This is a genomic window from Streptomyces sp. NPDC000410, from assembly GCF_040300305.1.
Classification (GTDB): Bacteria; Actinomycetota; Actinomycetes; order Streptomycetales; family Streptomycetaceae; genus Streptomyces.
Map to the genome: position 1 here is coordinate 54,730 of NZ_JBEPDM010000010.1, position 16,888 is coordinate 71,617.

The 16,888-nt window shown below is 71.0% G+C and carries 16 protein-coding genes and 1 tRNA gene; 6 read left to right on the forward strand and 11 right to left on the reverse strand.

Features of this window, described 5'->3' with window-relative positions:
• Nucleotides 1-15: 15 nt before the first annotated feature.
• Complete coding sequence (locus tag ABT342_RS14380) at nt 16-720, reverse strand: SDR family NAD(P)-dependent oxidoreductase (RefSeq protein ID WP_351572172.1); 705 nt, start codon at nt 718-720, stop codon at nt 16-18.
• Nucleotides 721-829: 109 nt separating this feature from the next.
• On the opposite strand from ABT342_RS14380, the gene ABT342_RS14385 reads away from it, so the two are divergent.
• A complete protein-coding gene (locus ABT342_RS14385) occupies nt 830-1,240 on the forward strand; it encodes a winged helix-turn-helix transcriptional regulator (protein WP_351572175.1) in 411 nt (136 codons plus the stop codon).
• On the opposite strand, the gene lepB is transcribed toward ABT342_RS14385, so the two are convergent.
• The 9 genes from lepB to galU form a co-directional block, all read right to left on the reverse strand.
• Nucleotides 1,204-1,875 (reverse strand): signal peptidase I, encoded by a 672-nt coding sequence (gene lepB / locus ABT342_RS14390; protein ID WP_351572178.1) that lies wholly within the window; start codon nt 1,873-1,875, stop codon nt 1,204-1,206. The genes ABT342_RS14385 and lepB overlap by 37 nt on opposite strands.
• Nucleotides 1,876-1,966: 91 nt before the next feature.
• A complete protein-coding gene (locus tag ABT342_RS14395) occupies nt 1,967-2,524 on the reverse strand; it encodes a GNAT family N-acetyltransferase (protein WP_351572181.1) in 558 nt (185 codons plus the stop codon).
• Nucleotides 2,525-2,589: 65 nt separating this feature from the next.
• Nucleotides 2,590-2,663: transfer RNA gene (locus ABT342_RS14400), tRNA-Ala, on the reverse strand.
• A gap of 75 nt (nt 2,664-2,738) precedes the next feature.
• Nucleotides 2,739-3,848, reverse strand: a complete 1,110-nt coding sequence (gene sepX, locus ABT342_RS14405; protein WP_351572184.1) for a divisome protein SepX/GlpR — start codon at nt 3,846-3,848, stop codon at nt 2,739-2,741.
• 142 nt (nt 3,849-3,990) lie between these two features.
• The gene (locus tag ABT342_RS14410; RefSeq protein ID WP_351572187.1) at nt 3,991-4,596 is read right to left on the reverse strand and encodes a GNAT family N-acetyltransferase; all 606 of its coding nucleotides are present in this window, start codon (nt 4,594-4,596) and stop codon (nt 3,991-3,993) included.
• Nucleotides 4,597-4,613: 17 nt separating this feature from the next.
• Nucleotides 4,614-5,225, reverse strand: coding sequence for a MogA/MoaB family molybdenum cofactor biosynthesis protein (locus ABT342_RS14415; protein ID WP_502965534.1), 612 nt, complete (start codon nt 5,223-5,225; stop codon nt 4,614-4,616).
• Nucleotides 5,222-5,713, reverse strand: a complete 492-nt coding sequence (gene moaC / locus ABT342_RS14420; RefSeq protein ID WP_351572190.1) for a cyclic pyranopterin monophosphate synthase MoaC — start codon at nt 5,711-5,713, stop codon at nt 5,222-5,224. The genes ABT342_RS14415 and moaC overlap by 4 nt, the downstream gene beginning before the upstream one ends.
• A gap of 55 nt (nt 5,714-5,768) precedes the next feature.
• A complete protein-coding gene (glp, locus tag ABT342_RS14425; RefSeq protein WP_351572193.1) occupies nt 5,769-7,151 on the reverse strand; it encodes a molybdotransferase-like divisome protein Glp in 1,383 nt (460 codons plus the stop codon).
• Nucleotides 7,152-7,155: 4 nt separating this feature from the next.
• Nucleotides 7,156-8,058, reverse strand: coding sequence for a UTP--glucose-1-phosphate uridylyltransferase GalU (galU, locus tag ABT342_RS14430; RefSeq protein WP_351572196.1), 903 nt, complete (start codon nt 8,056-8,058; stop codon nt 7,156-7,158).
• 119 nt (nt 8,059-8,177) lie between these two features.
• Here galU and ABT342_RS14435 point away from each other — a divergent pair, with 119 nt between their 5' ends.
• The gene (locus ABT342_RS14435) at nt 8,178-8,747 is read left to right on the forward strand and encodes a 5-formyltetrahydrofolate cyclo-ligase (protein WP_502965535.1); all 570 of its coding nucleotides are present in this window, start codon (nt 8,178-8,180) and stop codon (nt 8,745-8,747) included.
• Nucleotides 8,748-8,777: 30 nt separating this feature from the next.
• Here the strand turns inward: ABT342_RS14435 and ABT342_RS14440 are convergent, their stop codons facing one another.
• Nucleotides 8,778-11,573, reverse strand: coding sequence for a penicillin acylase family protein (locus ABT342_RS14440; protein ID WP_351572202.1), 2,796 nt, complete (start codon nt 11,571-11,573; stop codon nt 8,778-8,780).
• Between the two features lie 252 nt (nt 11,574-11,825).
• On the opposite strand from ABT342_RS14440, the gene ABT342_RS14445 reads away from it, so the two are divergent.
• The 4 genes from ABT342_RS14445 to ABT342_RS14460 all read left to right on the forward strand — a co-directional run bounded on the left by ABT342_RS14445 (nt 11,826) and on the right by ABT342_RS14460 (nt 16,462).
• Entirely contained in the window at nt 11,826-13,334 is a 1,509-nt protein-coding gene (locus ABT342_RS14445) for a potassium/proton antiporter (protein ID WP_351572450.1), read from the forward strand.
• A 475-nt stretch (nt 13,335-13,809) separates the two neighbouring features.
• Nucleotides 13,810-15,093, forward strand: coding sequence for an MFS transporter (locus tag ABT342_RS14450; protein ID WP_351572205.1), 1,284 nt, complete (start codon nt 13,810-13,812; stop codon nt 15,091-15,093).
• A gap of 68 nt (nt 15,094-15,161) precedes the next feature.
• Nucleotides 15,162-15,482 (forward strand): FmdB family zinc ribbon protein, encoded by a 321-nt coding sequence (locus ABT342_RS14455; protein WP_351572208.1) that lies wholly within the window; start codon nt 15,162-15,164, stop codon nt 15,480-15,482.
• An 83-nt stretch (nt 15,483-15,565) separates the two neighbouring features.
• Nucleotides 15,566-16,462, forward strand: a complete 897-nt coding sequence (locus ABT342_RS14460) for an S-methyl-5'-thioadenosine phosphorylase (protein WP_351572211.1) — start codon at nt 15,566-15,568, stop codon at nt 16,460-16,462.
• Nucleotides 16,463-16,888: the final 426 nt, after the last annotated feature.

Consider the following 16,888-nt stretch of genomic DNA (forward strand, 5'->3'; position numbering starts at 1 on the left):
TGACGTGCTCGCCGGTCATCCGCCGTGCGCACCCGCCCCGGCGACGAGGGCACGGAAGGCGTCCAGGTCGCCGATGACTTCTTCGGCACGGTCGCGCCGCTGGTACAGGCGGTAGTACCGGGCTCCGATGGTGTCGGGATCGGTCTCGCCGCCGTCCGGGACGATGCCGGAGGCGATCGTCACCGTGGCGACATGGACCCCCTCGGGTCCGAGTTCCGCGTGCAGGCCGTACGCCCAGTTGCGCAGACCGGCCATGGCCATCCCGACGTTGGCCAGGAAGGGTGCCGGGACGGTCGAGGAAACGCCGGTGGTCAGCAGCAGCGTTCCCTCGCCCCTGGCCCGCATGTCCGGCAGCACCCGCTCCACGGCGGTCACGGCGCCCAGCACGTGCAGCTCGAACTGGGCGGTGACGGAGGCGACCGTGGTCTGCGCGGCGTGCGTGATCGGCCCGGTCGGGCTGGGGCTGAACTCAAGGACGTCGACCGGCCCCAGCGTGCTCCTCACCTGGTCGAGAGCGGCGGTCAGGGCGGCGCGGTCGCGGATGTCGGCGGGGAAGGCGGCGGCCGTGACGCCCAGCCCGGCCAGTTCGTCCACCAGCGCGTCCAGCTTGTCCTTGGCACGCGCGATCAGCCCGACCCGGAAGCCGTTACGGCCGAACGCGCGAGCCACCCCCATACCCAGCCCCGGGCCCGCACCGACAACAACGAGCGTCTTCCCCACGACAGTTCCTCTCCCCTGCTTACGCTTTGTTCGTAGCCCCATGGTTCGTCACCATGAGCAAGGGGACAAGACGGCACATTGCTGTCCGTAACGCACACGGAGGTAACCATTGGCTCCCCGGAACAACGCGCCGTTCACGGAAGAGCCGGAAGAGACGGACGAGGACGTGTGCCGACAGGTGCTGCGGATCCTCGCCCTGATCGGCGACAAATGGAGCATCCTCGTCATCGGACAACTCGGCGACCGCACCCTGCGCTTCGGCGAGCTCCACCGCGCCGTCACCGGCATCTCCCAGCGCATGCTCACGCTGACACTGCGGCAGCTCGAACGCGACGGTCTGGTGACCCGCACCGTCCACGCCAGCGTTCCTCCACGCGTCGAGTACACGCTGACCGGCCTCGGCACCACCTTGCTGGACGCCGTCGCCGCCCTCGGCGCATGGGCCACCACCCACCGGGAGGAGATCAACGCCAACCGGCGCCGCTACGACGACGCCCACCCCACGGGCTCCGGTCGGTGAACGTCACGCTTCCCGGCCCGCCCGGCCACGTACCCCCCGATCCCCAGGCCGATCCCGACCAGGGTCAGTACGAGCCCGAGGGCCCCGAGCGACAGCAGCACCGCCGGCATGGTGAAACCCCTGTTCACCCGCCCGATCACCCCGGAGGCCGCGACGCTGCCCGACTGGTCGTCGAGGAAGAACCGCGAGTCGTTCGAGTTCCACCGGTGGTCGCCCAGCAGGAAGAGCCGCCCGTCCGGCACCCGCACGTCGTACGGTCCGGTCGCCGGGTTCACTTCGCCGCGCATCACGTACGGTTCGTCGACCGGCTTCCCGTTCACCGTGATCCGCTTTCCGTCGCACACCACGTGATCGCCGCCCATCCCGATCACCCGCTGCAGGACCGGTCCGCCCTGATAGCGATCGGGCACCTCGACGAGTACGACATCACCCCTGCGTATCTCGCCCGCGTCGATGCGCTCGATGACCAGCCGGTCGCCCGGGGCGTACGTGGGCTCCATCGCCTCGCTCTTGACGGTGGCCCCCTGGTAGTTCGTGAAGAAGTACCCGATGCCTCCCAGCATCAGGGCCAGCCCGAGTGGCACCAGTACCCATGACGCGACCCTCAGCCCGCTGCCCGCTCTCCGCTGCCGCATGAACATCCCTCCCTGGAACCGCCCGAGGCCAGGCGGACCGGTAGAGGCTAAGCGGTCCCGGGGCGGCAACTCACCTCACCCCGGGTGGTCGTCATGTGCGCAGGTCGAGCAGCATGACGTCATAGAGGTCCGGGCCCTCCCACGGGCGCGCCTCGCCGATCTTGAGGTAGCCCCACGCCCGGTAGGCGGCCGACGCCGCCTTGCTGTCCGGGTGGACGTTCAGCAGCACCCGTTCGGCCTCGACGCAGTTGAGCAGGGTCTCGTGCAGACGCCGCGCGACACCCTGCCCGCGCCAGGGCCCGCGTACGGCGAGTTCCATGAGGCCGAAGGTGCGGTGCCCGTCCTCGCGCCGCATGTCGTCGGGCACGGGCTCGGTCAGTTCGTCCCACCACCCCGTGTCGGGCGGGACCGGCCAGCCGTACGCCATGCCGACCGGCTCGCCGTCCCCGGTACGGGCCAGGGCGGCGCGGAAAGCGCGCTTGCGGGTCCAGGAGCGAAAACGCCGGAAGGCGGCCGCGACGTCGTCAGCGGTCTCGTTGTACGGCGGTTCCGCGAACACGTCGGCGTAGATCAGCCTGAACGCGTCCTCGGCCCGTTCCGCGGCCGAGCCGTCCATGTGCTCCACCGTGATACTTCCCTGCGGCGTCATACGGTGCCCCCTCAAGAAACGACAAAGCCCCTGCCGGATCTCTCCGACAGGGACTCTGACTGTTGTGGACCTGAGGGGATTTGAACCCCTGACCCCCTCGATGCGAACGAGGTGCGCTACCAGTCTGCGCCACAGGCCCTTGCAACGAGTGAAACCTTAGCACCCCGATCGGGGTGCTCGGAAATCCGTTGCTCCACGGTCTCCGCCCGTGGTCTCACTCGTTGGCCGCGCGCGGCCGGTCCTCGTCCGCGTACTGGTCGAAGAGGGGGGTGCGACCGCGGTCGCGGGCGCGGCGGGGCGGGGTGGTGCGCTGGCGCGAGGCCGGCACGGCCGGTGCGGTGGGATCGGCCGTGGAGGAGCGGGCCGAGCTCCACGTCTCCGGGTCGGTGACGTCGATGCCGCTGGTGGCGCGCGGGGCGACCGGGGCGGTGACGTACGTCGGCAGGGGGACCGGGACCGGTTCCCAGCTGTCGCCGCGGGCCGGGCCGCGGTCGCGCTGCTGGTCCACCCATTCGGCGTGGTCCGTCTGCTCGACGAGCGCGCGACGGCCGGCCTCCTGGGGGGAGAGCACCGGTTCGGGCTCGGGGCGGACCTCGGGCTCCTCGTCCGGTTCCGCGGCGACGGGCGGGGCCTGGCGGCGCGGGCGGCTCTCGCGCAGGCGCTGCGCCGCGGCCTCCGCCCGGCGCCGGTCCATCACGTACACGAAGCGGCGGCGCTCCTGCGCGCGTAGATGCACGATGTACGCGCTGAGCAGGACGGCCGGGGCGGCGGGCGCCCAGAGGAAGCCGAGCCCGCCGACCGCCGCGACGACCGCGCCCAGCGTGAAGGCGAGGAAGAGGATCACGGTGGTGCGCCGGCGACGGGCGAGGACCTTCGAGCGCCGGGCGCGCGCGGCGGCCGCGCCGTTCGGACGCGGGGCGGGCGTGGCGGACGGACGCGGGGCCGGCGTGGCGGACGGACGCGGGGCCGGCGTGACGGGCGAGGCCGACGGGCCGTTCGAGTCGGGGGCCGCGGGCGGGCGCATACGGGCTTCCGTACGGGCCGGAGGCGCGGCGAAGGCCCGGACGTCGACGGAACTGAATCGGTCCGTCTCGGCATCCGGGTCGACGTCGGCGACCGCCTCCTCCTCGGTGGCGCGCTCGCGCAGCTCCTTGGCGTACCGGCGCTCCATTCCCGCCCGTCCGGACAGAAGCCGGATGGCCGTGCTGAAGCGTTCCGTCGGACGGGCTTCGTTGAGCTCGTCCTGCCTGCGGAGCCACATCGGCACCAAGTAGGCGGCCCAGGCCCCGACGATGACTGCGTAGATGAGGCCGCTGCTGCTCACGCATCACACCGTAGAGGGATCCGCGCGAGGGCATCGGCCAATTGGCGCGGTGTGTCGCACGATCTGGCTGATATCACTGAACTTTTTTGTGATTCTTCAGATCGCCGAGTGCTCACATGGCACATAAATTCGAACAGTTATTTCATTTCCCATGATGCGGGGACCGTGCCTGGTGCCAGCGGCGCAGCAGTCCCTCCGGGACTTCCTCGACGGTCAGCGCGAACACCAGATGGTCACGCCACGCACCGTCGATGTGGAGATAGCGGGGACGCAGTCCCTCGTCGCGGAATCCGAGTTTTTCGACGACCCGGCGGCTCGGCCCGTTCTCCGGGCGAATACAGACTTCGATGCGGTGCAGCCCGACGGACCGGAAGCAGTGGTCGACGGCGAGGGCGACGGCCGTCGGCATCACTCCGCGGCCGGCGACATCACGGTCGACCCAGTACCCGACGTGGCCCGAGCACATCGAGCCCCAGGTGATCCCGGCGACCGTCAGCTGGCCGACGAGCGCGCCCCGGTACTCGATCACGAACGGCAGCATCCGGCCGGCGTTGGCCTCCGCCCGCAGATGGCGGACCATCTGGCGGTACGTGGGGCGCTGGGCGAGCGGGGCGCCTGGGGCGGGCGGCGGGATCGTCGCCTCCCAGGGGCGCAGCCAGTCGCGGTTGCGCCGGTTCACCTCCCGCCAGGCCCGCTGGTCGCGCAGTCTTATCGGGCGGAGGGTGACATCACCGTCCGTCAGGACCACGGGCCAGGCCGGCGCGTTCAGTTGGGGCTCCCCGTGGGGCCCGCTGTTCCCGTCGGCCCCGTCGGCCCCGCCGGTCTGGGGTGGTCGCCGCCGTGGAGCTGGTCGACCGCGTGCGGCAGGATCCGGCCGAGGACGGCGAGGCCGTCCCGCACCCCTCCGGTCGACCCCGGCAGGTTGACGATCAGGGTGCGGCCGCCCGCGACTCCGGCGAGCCCACGGGACAGCGCGGCCGTGGGGACCTTCGCCAGTCCGTGCGCCCGGATCGCCTCCGGGATGCCGGGGATCTCGTAGTCGAGGACCCGGCGGGTGGCGTCGGGGGTGCGGTCGGTGGGCGAGACGCCGGTGCCGCCGGTGGTGAGGATGACGTCGTACGCGGCGGCCACGCCGTCGCGCAGGGCCGCCTCGACCGGGTCGCCGTCGGGGACGACCCGGGGGCCGTCGACCTCGAAGCCCATGGCCGTCAGGCCCTCGGCGAGCAGCGGGCCGCCCTTGTCCTCGTACACGCCGGACGAGGCCCGGTTGGAGGCCGTGACGACCAGGGCCCGGCGCGGCGGGCGCGGCGCGGGCCGCTCCTCGGTCCGGGGGGCCGCGTGGGCGTGGCTGTGGACCTCGCCGCCTCGGGGGCTCACCGTCCGGCTCCCTTACGGGTCCAGTCGCCCGACTTCCCGCCGGTCTTCTCCTCCACCCGGATGTCGGAGATGACCGCCGCCTTGTCGACCGCCTTGATCATGTCGACGACCGTCAGCGCGGCCACGGACACCGCGGTGAGGGCCTCCATCTCGACGCCGGTGCGGTCCGTCGTCTTCACCGTCGCCAGGATCTCGACGGCGTCGTCGGCCACGGTCAGGTCCAGCTTCACCCCGGAGACCGCCAGCGGGTGGCAGAGCGGAATCAGGTCGGGGGTGCGCTTGGCGCCCATGATGCCCGCGATGCGGGCGGTGGCCAGGGCGTCTCCCTTGGGAACGCCCTCGCCCCGAAGCAGCTCGACGACGCGCGGCGAGACCAGGACCCGGCCGCTCGCGCGGGCGGTACGCGCGGTGACGTCCTTCTCGGAGACGTCGACCATGCGAGCCGCGCCCGCCTCGTCGATGTGTGTGAGTCCTTGCTGCGCGCTCATTGCTGTGGCTCCCGGTCACTGTGTGGTACGACACGGTACCGCCACCCTCGCGCACTCAGCCGAGCAGGACCACTTCGGCCTCCGTCCCCGGCTCCAGCGAGGTGACGTCCTCGGGCACCACGATGAGCGCGTCGGCCTGGGCGAGGGCCGCGATGAGATGGGAGCCCGTACCGCCGACCGGGGTGACGGTGCCGGTGTCGGGGTCGTACGTACCCCGCAGGAACTGGCGCTTCCCCGAGGGCGACGGCAGCGCCTTGTCGGCGCGCAGCTCGGCGCGCGCGCGCGGGCGGTGCACGTCCTTGAGGCCCATGAGCGTACGGATCGCGGGGCGTACGAACAGCTCGAAGGAGACGTACGAGGAGACGGGGTTGCCGGGCAGGGCCAGCAGGGGGGTGCGGTCGGGGCCGATCGAGCCGAAGCCCTGGGGCTTGCCCGGCTGCATGGCGAGCTTGCGGAAGTCGACCCCCGCCCGGGGCCGCTCGCCCTCGTCGTCGGCGGACTCGTCGGTGGCCTCTGCGGCGCCGGTGAGACCGCCGACGCCGGACAGCGCCTCCTTGACGACGTCGTACGCGCCGACGCTGACGCCGCCCGTGGTGACCAGCAGGTCCGCGCGGATCAGCTGGTCCTCGATGGTGGCGCGCAGCTCGTCGGCGTCGTCGGTGACCGCGCCGACCCGGTAGGCGATCGCTCCGGCGTCACGGGCGGCCGCGGTGAGCGTGTAGCTGTTCGAGTCGTAGATCTTGCCGTCGGTGAGCTCCTCGCCCGGCTGGACGAGCTCGCTGCCGGTGGAGAGCACGACGACGCGCGGCCGGGGCCGTACGCGCACGGTGCCGCGGCCGATCGCCGCGAGCAGGCCGATCTGCGGCGGGCCGAGGACCGTGCCCTCCGCGAGGGCGAGGTCGCCCGCCTGGACGTCGCTGCCGCGCGCGCGGACGTGCGCCCGGGGCTGGACCGGCCGGTGCACGCGGACCTCGCCGGTCGCGCCCTCGGGGGCCTCTCCGGCCGGGCGCATGGTCGTGGCCGCGCCCCCGCCGGTGCCGCCGTCGGTCCATTCGACGGGGACGACGGCCTCGGCCCCGGGGGGCAGCGGCGCACCGGTCATGATCCGGGCGGCCTCCCCCGGGCCCACGGTGCGCTGGTCGCCGCTGCCCGCCGCGACATCGCCGATGACCGTGAGGACCGCCGGGAACTCCTCGCTCGCGCCCGCGACATCGGCGACCCGGACCGCGTACCCGTCCATCGAGCTGTTGTCGAAGGGCGGCAGGGCGACCGGGACGGTGACGTCCTCGACCAGGACGCAGCCCTGGGCGTCGGGCAGCTGGAGATCGATGGGCTCCAGCGGACGGATCGCGCCCAGGATGTCGTCCAGGTGCTCGTCCACCGACCAGAGGGCCGGGCGGTCGGCGGACGGGTCGGACGGTGTTGCTGCGTTGCTCAAAGTGCTACATCTCCTCGGTGACGTAACGGCGAAGCCAGGCACGGAAGTCCGGGCCCAGGTCTTCACGTTCGCACGCGAGTCTGACAATGGCACGCAGATAGTCGCCACGGTCACCGGTGTCATAGCGGCGGCCCTTGAACACGACGCCGTGGACCGGGCCGCCGATCTTCTCCTCGGCCGCGAGCTTCTGCAGCGCGTCGGTGAGCTGGATCTCGCCGCCGCGGCCGGGCTCGGTCTCACGCAGTATGTCGAAGACGGCGGGGTCGAGGACGTACCGGCCGATGATCGCGTAGTTGCTCGGCGCCTCCGACGGATCGGGCTTCTCGATCAGATCGGTCACCCGGACCACGTCGGACTCGCCGGTGGGATCGACGGCGGCGCAGCCGTAGAGGCCGATCTGGGCCGGCTCGACCTCCATCAGGGCGATGACGCTGCCGCCCTCGCGCTCCTGGATCTCGACCATGCGGGACAGCAGGGGGTCGCGCGGGTCGATCAGGTCGTCGCCGAGGAGGACGGCGAAGGGCTGGTTGCCGACGTGCGGGGCGGCGCACAGCACGGCGTGCCCGAGGCCCCTCGGGTCCCCCTGGCGCACGTAGTGCATGGTGGCGAGGTCGCTGGACTCCTGCACCTTCGCCAGACGCTGCCCGTCGCCCTTGCGCCTCAGCGCCTCTTCCAGTTCGTAGTTGCGGTCGAAGTGATCCTCGAGCGGTCGCTTGTTGCGGCCGGTGACCATGAGGACGTCGGAGAGGCCGGCGCCCACCGCTTCCTCGACGACGTACTGGATGGCGGGCTTGTCGACGACAGGAAGCATCTCTTTTGGAGTGGCTTTCGTTGCGGGCAGGAACCGGGTTCCGAGGCCTGCGGCAGGGATGACAGCCTTGCTGATCCTGGGGTGCGACTGAGTCATGCCCAGCACCCTATCGGGTACGTATGGGCGGAAGATTAGGCTCGGGTTAACTTTCTGCTCATAAAGGCGCATTGGCAGAAGTTTGTGAGGCCGCTGTGAGTAATGAGATGTCCGTAAAGATGACAGTACGAGGTGAACTCCTCGACGCACGGCGCCTGCTGTCACCTGAGGACGCCCGGGAGGCCTCGCTGGTTCTCGCGCGGCACGCGCTCGAACTGCCCGAACTGGCCGCCGCCCGCACCGTGGCCGCCTATGTGTCCGTGGGGCGCGAGCCGGGCACCCGCGCGCTGCTCGACGCGCTGCGCGCGCGGGGCGTACGGGTGCTCCTCCCGGTGCTCCTGGACGACAACGATCTCGACTGGGCGGTGTACGAGGGGGCGGAGCACCTCGTACCCGCGCGGCGCGGCCTGCGGGAGCCGGACGGCCCCCGGCTCGGCCACAGGGCGGTGCTGGAGGCGGACACGGTGCTGCTGCCGGGGCTCGCGGTGGACGAGCGCGGAATGCGGCTCGGGCGGGGCGGAGGCTCGTACGACCGCGTCCTCGCCCGGCTCGCCCGGGAGGGCGCGGCCCCGGCCCTCGTCGTGCTCCTGTACGCGAACGAGGTGGTCGCGCGGGTCCCGGAGGAACCGCACGACCACCCCGTGCACGCGGTGGTGACGCCCGAAGGCGTCCGCCGATTTACGGCCTGATGTACCGCCTGAGGACGACGGCCCGAGTGCTCACTTCGTGAGCACCAGGGTGTCCTGCGTGGCCGCGTCGACCGCCTTCTCCCCGTAGGCCCAGTCCAGCAGCTCGCCCTTGGCCCACAGCTCGGTCTGGTCGGTGTAGTGCGCGTTGTACGCGTGCCCCGAGGCACCGGCCAGGTTGATCCACCGGGACTTGTCCCAGTCGCCGACGTTGACCACCATCCGCATCGACGGCACCCAGACGACCTCGTAGCCGCCCGCCGCGTTCCAGCCGGTCGCGTTGACGGTGGCCTCGCCGCCGCCCAGGTTCCAGGGGCCGCGGTTGAGCATGTGCTGGAGCATGCCCGGACCCTCGGTGCCCAGCGTCTGGTTCTTCAGCGTCAGCTGGTGCAGCCGGCCCCAGCTCCAGCTGGAGACGTCCTTGCCGAGCTTGGCGGTCAGCTCCCAGCGGGCGTCCTCCATGGCCCGCGCGAGCAGCCGGTCACGCGGGTTGTCGGCGGAGTCCGGACGGCTCTTGGACGACTGCCACCACTCGTTGTCCTCCTGCTCCAGCATCCCGCGGACCACCTCGAACCAGCGGTCGCCGCCGTCCGGCTGCGCCGACTCGGGGTCGCGCTGGCCGCACTCGCGGACCAGCTGGTTCAGGTCGTCGACCGGGACGGTGCTGTCGGCCGGGCGGACGTTGAGGCACTCGCCCTCGACGCGCAGCTCCTTGGGCAGCTTGTTGCCGAAGGCGAGCTTGAGGACGTTGCGCCAGACCCCGTTGAAGTAGGCGGCGGCCCCGGAGTCCGGCTCCTGGGTGTAGTCCCAGGTCTCCAGGAGCTTCTGCGCCTCACGGACGTACGGGTCGGAGACGTCGATCTTCAGCAGGAGGGGCGTGAGCAGCTTGGCGATCTCGCTGCTGTTGTCCATCTGCATCGTGCGCATGTCGTCCGTGGAGATCTTCCCGCCGTCCTTGATCTTCGACTCGATGAGGTCGTTGATCCGCTGACTGCGCGAGCCGTAGCCGTAGTCCTTGGTGATCAGGTAGGGGTACTTGGCCTCGTCCACGACGGACTGGTTGGCGGTCACGATGTAGCCGCGCTTCGGGTTGTACTCGTACGGCAGCTCGTCGAAGGGGATGGGGTTCTTCTTCCAGCTGGACCTGGGGTCCCAGCCGGGCGTGGGCACCGAGCCGTCGTAGTTCTTGGCGCGGACCGGGATCCTGCCGGGGGCCTGGTAGCCGATGTTGCCCTTGGTGTCGGCGTAGATCAGGTTCTGCGAGGGGACCTCGAAGTCCTTGGCGGCGGCGCGGAAGCCGGCGAAGTCCTTGGCCCGGTTGAGCTTGAAGACGGCGTCCATGGACTTGCCCGGCTCCAGCGCGGTCCACTTGAGCGCCACGCCGTAGCCCTGGGCGCGGTCCGGGGCGTCGCTGTGCACGGGGGCGCGCTCGCCGACCTTCTCCAGCTCGCCGCTGCGGTCGGAGAGCAGCGGGCCGTGCTCGGTCGAGCGGACCTTGATGGTCACGCTCTCGCCGCCCGCGACCTTGATCGTCTCGTCGCGGACCGTGATCGGCTTGGTCCGGGTTCCGGACTGGTAGCTGTCGGCGGAGAGCTTCTCCAGGTAGAGGTCGGTGACGTCGGCACCGAGGTTGGTGAAGCCCCAGGCGATGTCCTGGTTGTGGCCGATGATCACGCCCGGCATGCCCGAGAAGGTGTAACCGGCGACGTCGTACTTGCAGGTGGGCGAGACGGCGCGGCAGTGCAGGCCCATCTGGTACCAGAGCGAGGGCAGCTGCGGCGCGAGGTGCGGGTCGTTCGCGAGCAGCGGCTTGCCGGTGGTCGTGTTGGCTCCGGAGACGACCCAGGAGTTGGATCCGATGCCGTTGCCGTTCGGGCCGAGCAGCGCCGGGATGCCGTCGAGGGAGTCGGAGAGCTTGGAGAGCTGGGACTGGAGGCCCTGGGTGGCGTCCGAGGGACTGCCGGCCGCGAAGCCGTTCCGGGAGTTCTGCGCGTCCTGGGAGTCGCCGGATCCGTCGGCGTCGTCGGAGTCCCGCTTCGACGGCTCGGCCTGCGGATCCCACTTCTTGGAGACGGGGTCCACGCCGCCGCCCTCGACGATCGGCGTGTGCAGGGAGCCCGGGTAGGCCGGGTACAGGTCCTTGATCTGCTTCGCGCTCAGCCTGCTGGTCATCAGCGAGCGGTCGATCTCGTCCTGCATGTTGCCGCGCAGGTCCCAGGCCATCGCCTTGAGCCAGGCCACCGAGTCGACCGGCGTCCACTTCTCGGGCTTGTAGTCGTTGGTGAAGCCGAGAGCGGCGTACTCGACGGAGATGTCCTCGTCGTCGCGCCCCTCCAGATAGGCGTTGACGCCGTCCGCGTACGCCTGGAGGTGCTGCTTGGTCTCGGCCGACAGCTTGGTGTCGTACTCCTGCTGGGCCACCCGGCGCCAGCCGAGGGTGCGCAGGAAGGCGTCGGTGTCGACCTGCCCGGCGCCGAACATCTCGGAGAGCCGGCCGGCGGTCATGTGACGCCGTACGTCCATCTCCCAGAAGCGGTCCTGGGCGTGGACGAAGCCCTGGGCGCGGAAGAGGTCCGCGTCGCTGCTCGCGTAGATCTGCGGGATGCCGTTGGCGTCCCGCTTGACGTCGACGGGGCCCGACAGGCCCTTGAGCTTGATCGTCCCGGTGGTCTGCGGGAAGGAGGCACGCACCGTGCTGACGCCCCAGTACGAGCCGTAGCCGACGCCCCCGACCAGTGCCAGCACCAGGACAATCAGGATCAGACGGGCGCGTCGCCCCTTCTTTTTGCCGGGCTTGGCGGCCGGAGGGGCAGTGGTGTTGGCGGGCATCGCTGTCCTTCGAGGGGCAGGGTGGTCCTGGGGAGTGCTGGAGCAACCATAGGCGCAGCGCTCAACGCGTCCGGACGCGGTATCAGTAACGCGACAGCAAGAACGCCACTCGACGCGCCGGGGGCTACCCGGTGCCAGCGGTCGAACAAACGGCCGCTCGCGTCAAGGAAGCGTAAAAGATTAGGTAAGGTAACGAAGTGTCGCAGCCGGAGGAACGATCCGGCACGCAAGCGCAAGGGGAAGGATCGGCCACTGACTGTCCACCAGCTCAATGAGCTCCTGCTCGTCTGCTCGCTCGTCCTGCTCATCGCCGTGGCGGCGGTGCGCGTCTCGTCCCGGAGCGGGCTCCCCAGCCTGCTGCTCTACCTGGGTATCGGGATCGCCATAGGGCAGGACGGCATCTTCGCCGTCAAATTCGACGACGCCGAACTGACGCAGGTGATCGGCTATGCCGCACTTGTGGTGATCCTGGCCGAAGGTGGCCTGGGCACCAAGTGGAAGGAGATCAAACCCGCGCTGCCCGCCGCGATCGTGCTGTCGACGGTGGGTGTCGCGGTGAGCGTGGGTGTCACGGCGGCCGGTGCGCACTATCTGATCGGGCTGGAGTGGCGCCAGGCGCTCATCATCGGCGCGGTCGTCTCCTCGACGGACGCCGCGGCGGTCTTCTCCGTTCTGCGGAAGGTGCCGCTGCCCTCGCGCGTCACCGGCGTACTGGAGGCGGAGTCGGGCTTCAACGACGCCCCTGTGGTCATCCTCGTGGTCGCGTTCTCCACGTCCGGGCCGGTGGACTCGTGGTACGCCCTCGTCGGCACGATCGCCCTGGAACTGGCGATCGGCGCGGCCATCGGGCTCGCGGTCGGCTTCCTCGGTGCCTTCGGGCTGCGCCACGTGGCACTGCCCGCCTCCGGCCTGTACCCGATCGCCGTCATGGCGATCGCCATGTCGGCGTACGCGGCCGGCGCCATCGCGCACGGCAGTGGCTTCCTCGCCGTCTATCTGGCGGCGATGGTGCTCGGGAACTCCAAGCTGCCGCACTGGCCCGCCACCCGCGGCTTCGCGGACGGGCTCGGCTGGATCGCCCAGATCGGCATGTTCGTGCTGCTCGGGCTGCTGGTGACGCCGCACGAGCTGACGCAGGACTTCTGGCCGGCGGTCGTCATCGGGCTCGTACTGACGATGGTGGCGCGGCCCTTGTCGGTCGTCGCCGGTCTGCTGCCGTTCCGGATTCCCTGGCGGGAGCAGGCACTGATGTCATGGGCGGGCCTGCGCGGCGCCGTACCCATCATCCTGGCGACCATTCCCCTGGTGCCCGGGATCGAGGGCAGCGAGCGGATCTTCAACATCGTCTTCGTACTCGTGGTCGTCTACACGCTGGTGCAAGGGCCCACGCTGCCCTGGCTGGCGAAGGCGCTGCGGCTCGGCGACCCGGCCGAGGCCGCGGACCTGGGCATCGAGTCGGCGCCCCTGGAGCGGCTGCGCGGTCATCTGCTGTCGGTCTCCGTTCCCGAGAAGTCCCGGATGCACGGTGTCGAGGTCTCGGAGCTGCGGCTGCCCGCCGGGGCCGCGGTCACGCTCGTCGTACGGGACGGGAAGAGCTTCGTACCGCTGCCGTCGACGGTGCTGCGGCGGCGCGACGAGCTGCTGGTGGTGGCGACCGATCCGGTGCGGGACGCGGCGGAGGCGCGGCTGCGGGCGGTCGGGCAGGGCGGCAAGCTGGCGGGCTGGCTGGGGACCGGCGGCGGGAACCGGGCGGGGGCCTGAGGGTTACGGGGCGCTTGGGCCTTCGGGCGCTTGGGTGCTCAGGCTCTCGGACTCTCGGGGATTCAGGCTCTCGGGCACTCGGGGGTTCGGGGGTTCAGGGGTTCGGCCGGGTGCCTCGCCGGGCCCCTTCGGGCGCTCGGCCGGGCGTCTCGCCGGGCGCGGCGCGCGCCGCCTTCGGTTCACCGCGCCTTTGGTTGGGCGCTCATCTGTGCACCTGCATGAACATCCGGTTAATCGTAGGCATGAATCGCGGTCGGTCGGCTAATTCACAGGCAGGATACGTATTGCTCCTGTACCCTGAAGGCACACACCGATCGACCAACTCTGTCTGATGCAGAGCTGGCGCGACCGTATGGCGGCCGAGCGGTCCCCCTCAGCGGGCCCCGGTATCTACCGCAGTTCCGCGCAAGAGGACAGCTCTCGGCGGCTCCCGACACCCAGGGGAGCGCCACCAGGCGGCAGAAAGGCAAGGACCGTGGTGTCCACGGTCGCTTCTGACACGTCCGACAAGCGTCCTGGTTACGGGCAGCTGCTCCGTACCCCCGGAGCCTGGACATTCCTGCTTCCCGGATTCGCGGCCCGGCAGCCCTTCGCGATGCTCACCATCGGCATCGTGCTGCTGGTCCAGCACACCACCGGTTCGTACGGCAGCGCCGGCGCCGTCGCCGCCGTGACCGGCGTCTCCATGGCTCTGTTCGCGCCGCAGAGCGGCAAGCTCGCCGACCGCTTCGGCCAGCGCGCGGTGCTCGTGCCCGGCGTGCTGGCGCACACGGTCTCGGTCGCCGCGCTGACGGCCCTCGCGCTCGCCGGCGCTCCCCTGTGGGCGCTGTTCGCGGCCGCCGTGCCGACCGGCGCCTCCGTCCCGCAGGTCGGCCCGATGGTGCGGGCCCGCTGGGCGGCCAAGCTCCAGGGCTCCCCGCTGCTGCCGACGGCGGCGGCGTTCGAGTCCGTGACGGACGAGTTCACCTTCGTGGTGGGGCCGGTCCTGGCCACCGCCCTGTGCACCGGCGTCCACCCGGCCGCCGGTCTGATCGCCGAGGCCACGCTGATGCTGGCCGGCGGTCTGCTCTTCGCGGCCCAGCGCCGCACCCAGCCCGCCTACGGCCGCCCCGACAGCCCCCTGGCGCACGCGGAGCGGACCTCCGCGCTGTCCGTGCCGGGCGTACGGATCCTGGCCGTGGCCTTCCTGGGCATCGGCTCGGTCTTCGGCGGCATGCAGGTCTCGCTGACGGCGTTCACCCAGGAGATCGGCCAGCCGGGCATGAGCGGCCTGCTGTACGGGCTCTTCGCCGCGGGCAACATGCTGGCGGGCATCGCGGTCGGCGCCATCGCCTGGAAGACGAGCCCGCGTCGCCGGCTGGTCCTCGGCTACGCCGGTCTGACGATCGCCGCGTCGCTGCTGTGGACCGCGCACTCCGCGGTACTGCTCGGCGTGCTGGGCCTGGTCGTCGGCGTGTGCATGGCGCCCGCGCTGATCACCGGCTTCACGCTGGTCGAGTCCCTGGTGCCGGCGTCGGCCCGCACCGAGGCCTTCACCTGGCTGACGGGCGCCGTGGCGCTCGGCCAGGCGGGCGCGGTGACCGTGGCCGGACGGCTGGCGGACGCGCACGGCGCGAGCGCCGGATTCCTGGTTCCGCTGGTCGGTACCGCACTCGCCCTGGCCACCCTGGTGGCGCTGCGGTCGTGGCTCGCGCCGCGGGCGCGGACCCGGACGGTCGCACGTGGTATCGGTCACCGAGTGCCCGTGACGGTGGACTGATCCCACGGAATACGTCACTATGGACGTTCGTTAGCACTCATCGAGTGAGAGTGCCAGGAGGAAGACTAGTGCCGACCTACCAGTACCAGTGCACCGAGTGCGGCGAAGGCCTCGAGGCGGTCCAGAAGTTCACCGATGACGCCCTGACCGAGTGCCCGAGCTGCCAGGGACGCCTCAAGAAGGTGTTCTCGGCGGTCGGCATCGTCTTCAAGGGCTCCGGCTTCTACCGCAACGACAGCCGCGGTTCGTCGTCGAGCAGCTCGCCTGCCACGACGAAGTCGTCGTCTTCGGCATCGTCGTCCTCGTCGGACGCGAAGCCCGCGGCGTCGAGCTCCACCAGCTCGTCGAGCACCTCCAGCACTTCCAGCAGCGGTTCGTCCGCCGCGTAGATCTTCACCCGGGGCCCCACTGTCATCGAACGAATCGAACAGTGGGGCCCTTGGCGTGTGCGGGCGCGGTTAGGGTGACGGCCATGGCCAACGCAGAGAGCGCACAGCAGGCGACCGGACACCGCGCGGACATCGGTGTGATCGGCGGCTCGGGTTTCTACTCGTTCCTGGAGAACGTGACCGAGGTCGAGGTGCCGACCCCGTACGGCAGCCCCAGCGATTCCCTGTTCTTCGGCGAGATCGCCGGCCGCCGGGTCGCGTTCCTCCCCCGGCACGGACGCAGCCACCACCTTCCGCCGCACCGCATCAACTACCGCGCCAATCTGTGGGCCCTGCGGTCCGTCGGCGTGCGGCAGGTGCTGGCGCCGTGCGCGGTGGGCGGTCTGCGACCGGAGTACGGGCCGGGCACACTGCTCGTCCCCGACCAGCTGGTGGACCGTACGAAGTCCCGCACCGATACGTACTTCGACGGCGAGCCGCTGCCTGGGGATACCTCCAAGGACGGAGTCTCCGGGGGAGGCGCGGTGCCGAAGGTCGTCCACGTGTCGCTGGCCGACCCGTACTGCCCGTCGGGGCGGTCCGCCGCGCTCGCTGCGGCCCGGGGGCGGGACTGGGAGCCGGTCGACGGCGGAACGCTGGTGGTGGTCGAGGGCCCGAGGTTCGGCACCCGGGCGGAGTCGCGCTTCCACGCGGCGATGGGCTGGTCCGTGGTCGGCATGACCGGGCACCCCGAGGCGGCACTCGCCCGCGAGCTGGAGCTCTGCTACGCGTCGATGGCCCTGGTGACCGACCTCGACGCGGGGGCCGAGGCGGGCGAGGGCGTCTCCCACGAAGAGGTGCTGAAGGTCTTCGCCGCCAATGTCGACCGGCTTCGGGGGGTGCTCTTCGACGCGGTGGCCGGGCTGCCGACGAACGAGGAGCGGACGTGTCTGTGCGGGAGCGCGCTGAACGGACTCGACACGGGAATCGAGCTGCCCTGATCTCGGGCCTGGCCCTCGGCTTCGGTCTCAGACTTGGGCCTCGGCTTCGGTCTCAGACTTGGGCCTCGGGCTGCATCTCAGCCCTGATCTCGGTATGGACCTCAGGCCTGGCCTCGCGGCCTGACCTGGGCCTGACCCGGCCTGGCCTGCCCCGGCCCGGCCTCGGGCCCGGCCCCGGGCCTGATCAAGGCTGAGATCACCCTGCGGGGTGAGTGAGTTGTCCACAGCCGGGCCCTCATCCACAGGGCCCGGCGGGGCGGCGGCGGAGCGTGGATCGTGAGGTGCGTCGGCACACCACTCCTCACGGGACTCACGACAGGCGGTCATGACGATGTCGCTGCATTCCTCGCTTTCTTCCCATGGGCACGGCCCTTCTGGGCGAGGCCCTTCGCGGGCCCCGGTCGCTCCCGGGGGTCCGGGCGGTCC

What these genes read in the sequence shown, in the direction of transcription:
- lepB (WP_351572178.1), bottom strand. Translation starts at nt 1,875, where the DNA reads ATGCGGCAGCGGAGAGCGGGCAGCGGGCTGAGGGTCGCGTCATGGGTA.
- ABT342_RS14395 (WP_351572181.1), bottom strand. Translation starts at nt 2,524, where the DNA reads ATGACGCCGCAGGGAAGTATCACGGTGGAGCACATGGACGGCTCGGCC.
- moaC (WP_351572190.1), bottom strand. Translation starts at nt 5,713, where the DNA reads ATGAGCGCGCAGCAAGGACTCACACACATCGACGAGGCGGGCGCGGCT.
- galU (WP_351572196.1), bottom strand. Translation starts at nt 8,058, where the DNA reads ATGACTCAGTCGCACCCCAGGATCAGCAAGGCTGTCATCCCTGCCGCA.
- ABT342_RS14435 (WP_502965535.1), top strand. Translation starts at nt 8,178, where the DNA reads ATGACAGTACGAGGTGAACTCCTCGACGCACGGCGCCTGCTGTCACCT.
- ABT342_RS14440 (WP_351572202.1), bottom strand. Translation starts at nt 11,573, where the DNA reads ATGCCCGCCAACACCACTGCCCCTCCGGCCGCCAAGCCCGGCAAAAAG.
- ABT342_RS14460 (WP_351572211.1), top strand. Translation starts at nt 15,566, where the DNA reads ATGGCCAACGCAGAGAGCGCACAGCAGGCGACCGGACACCGCGCGGAC.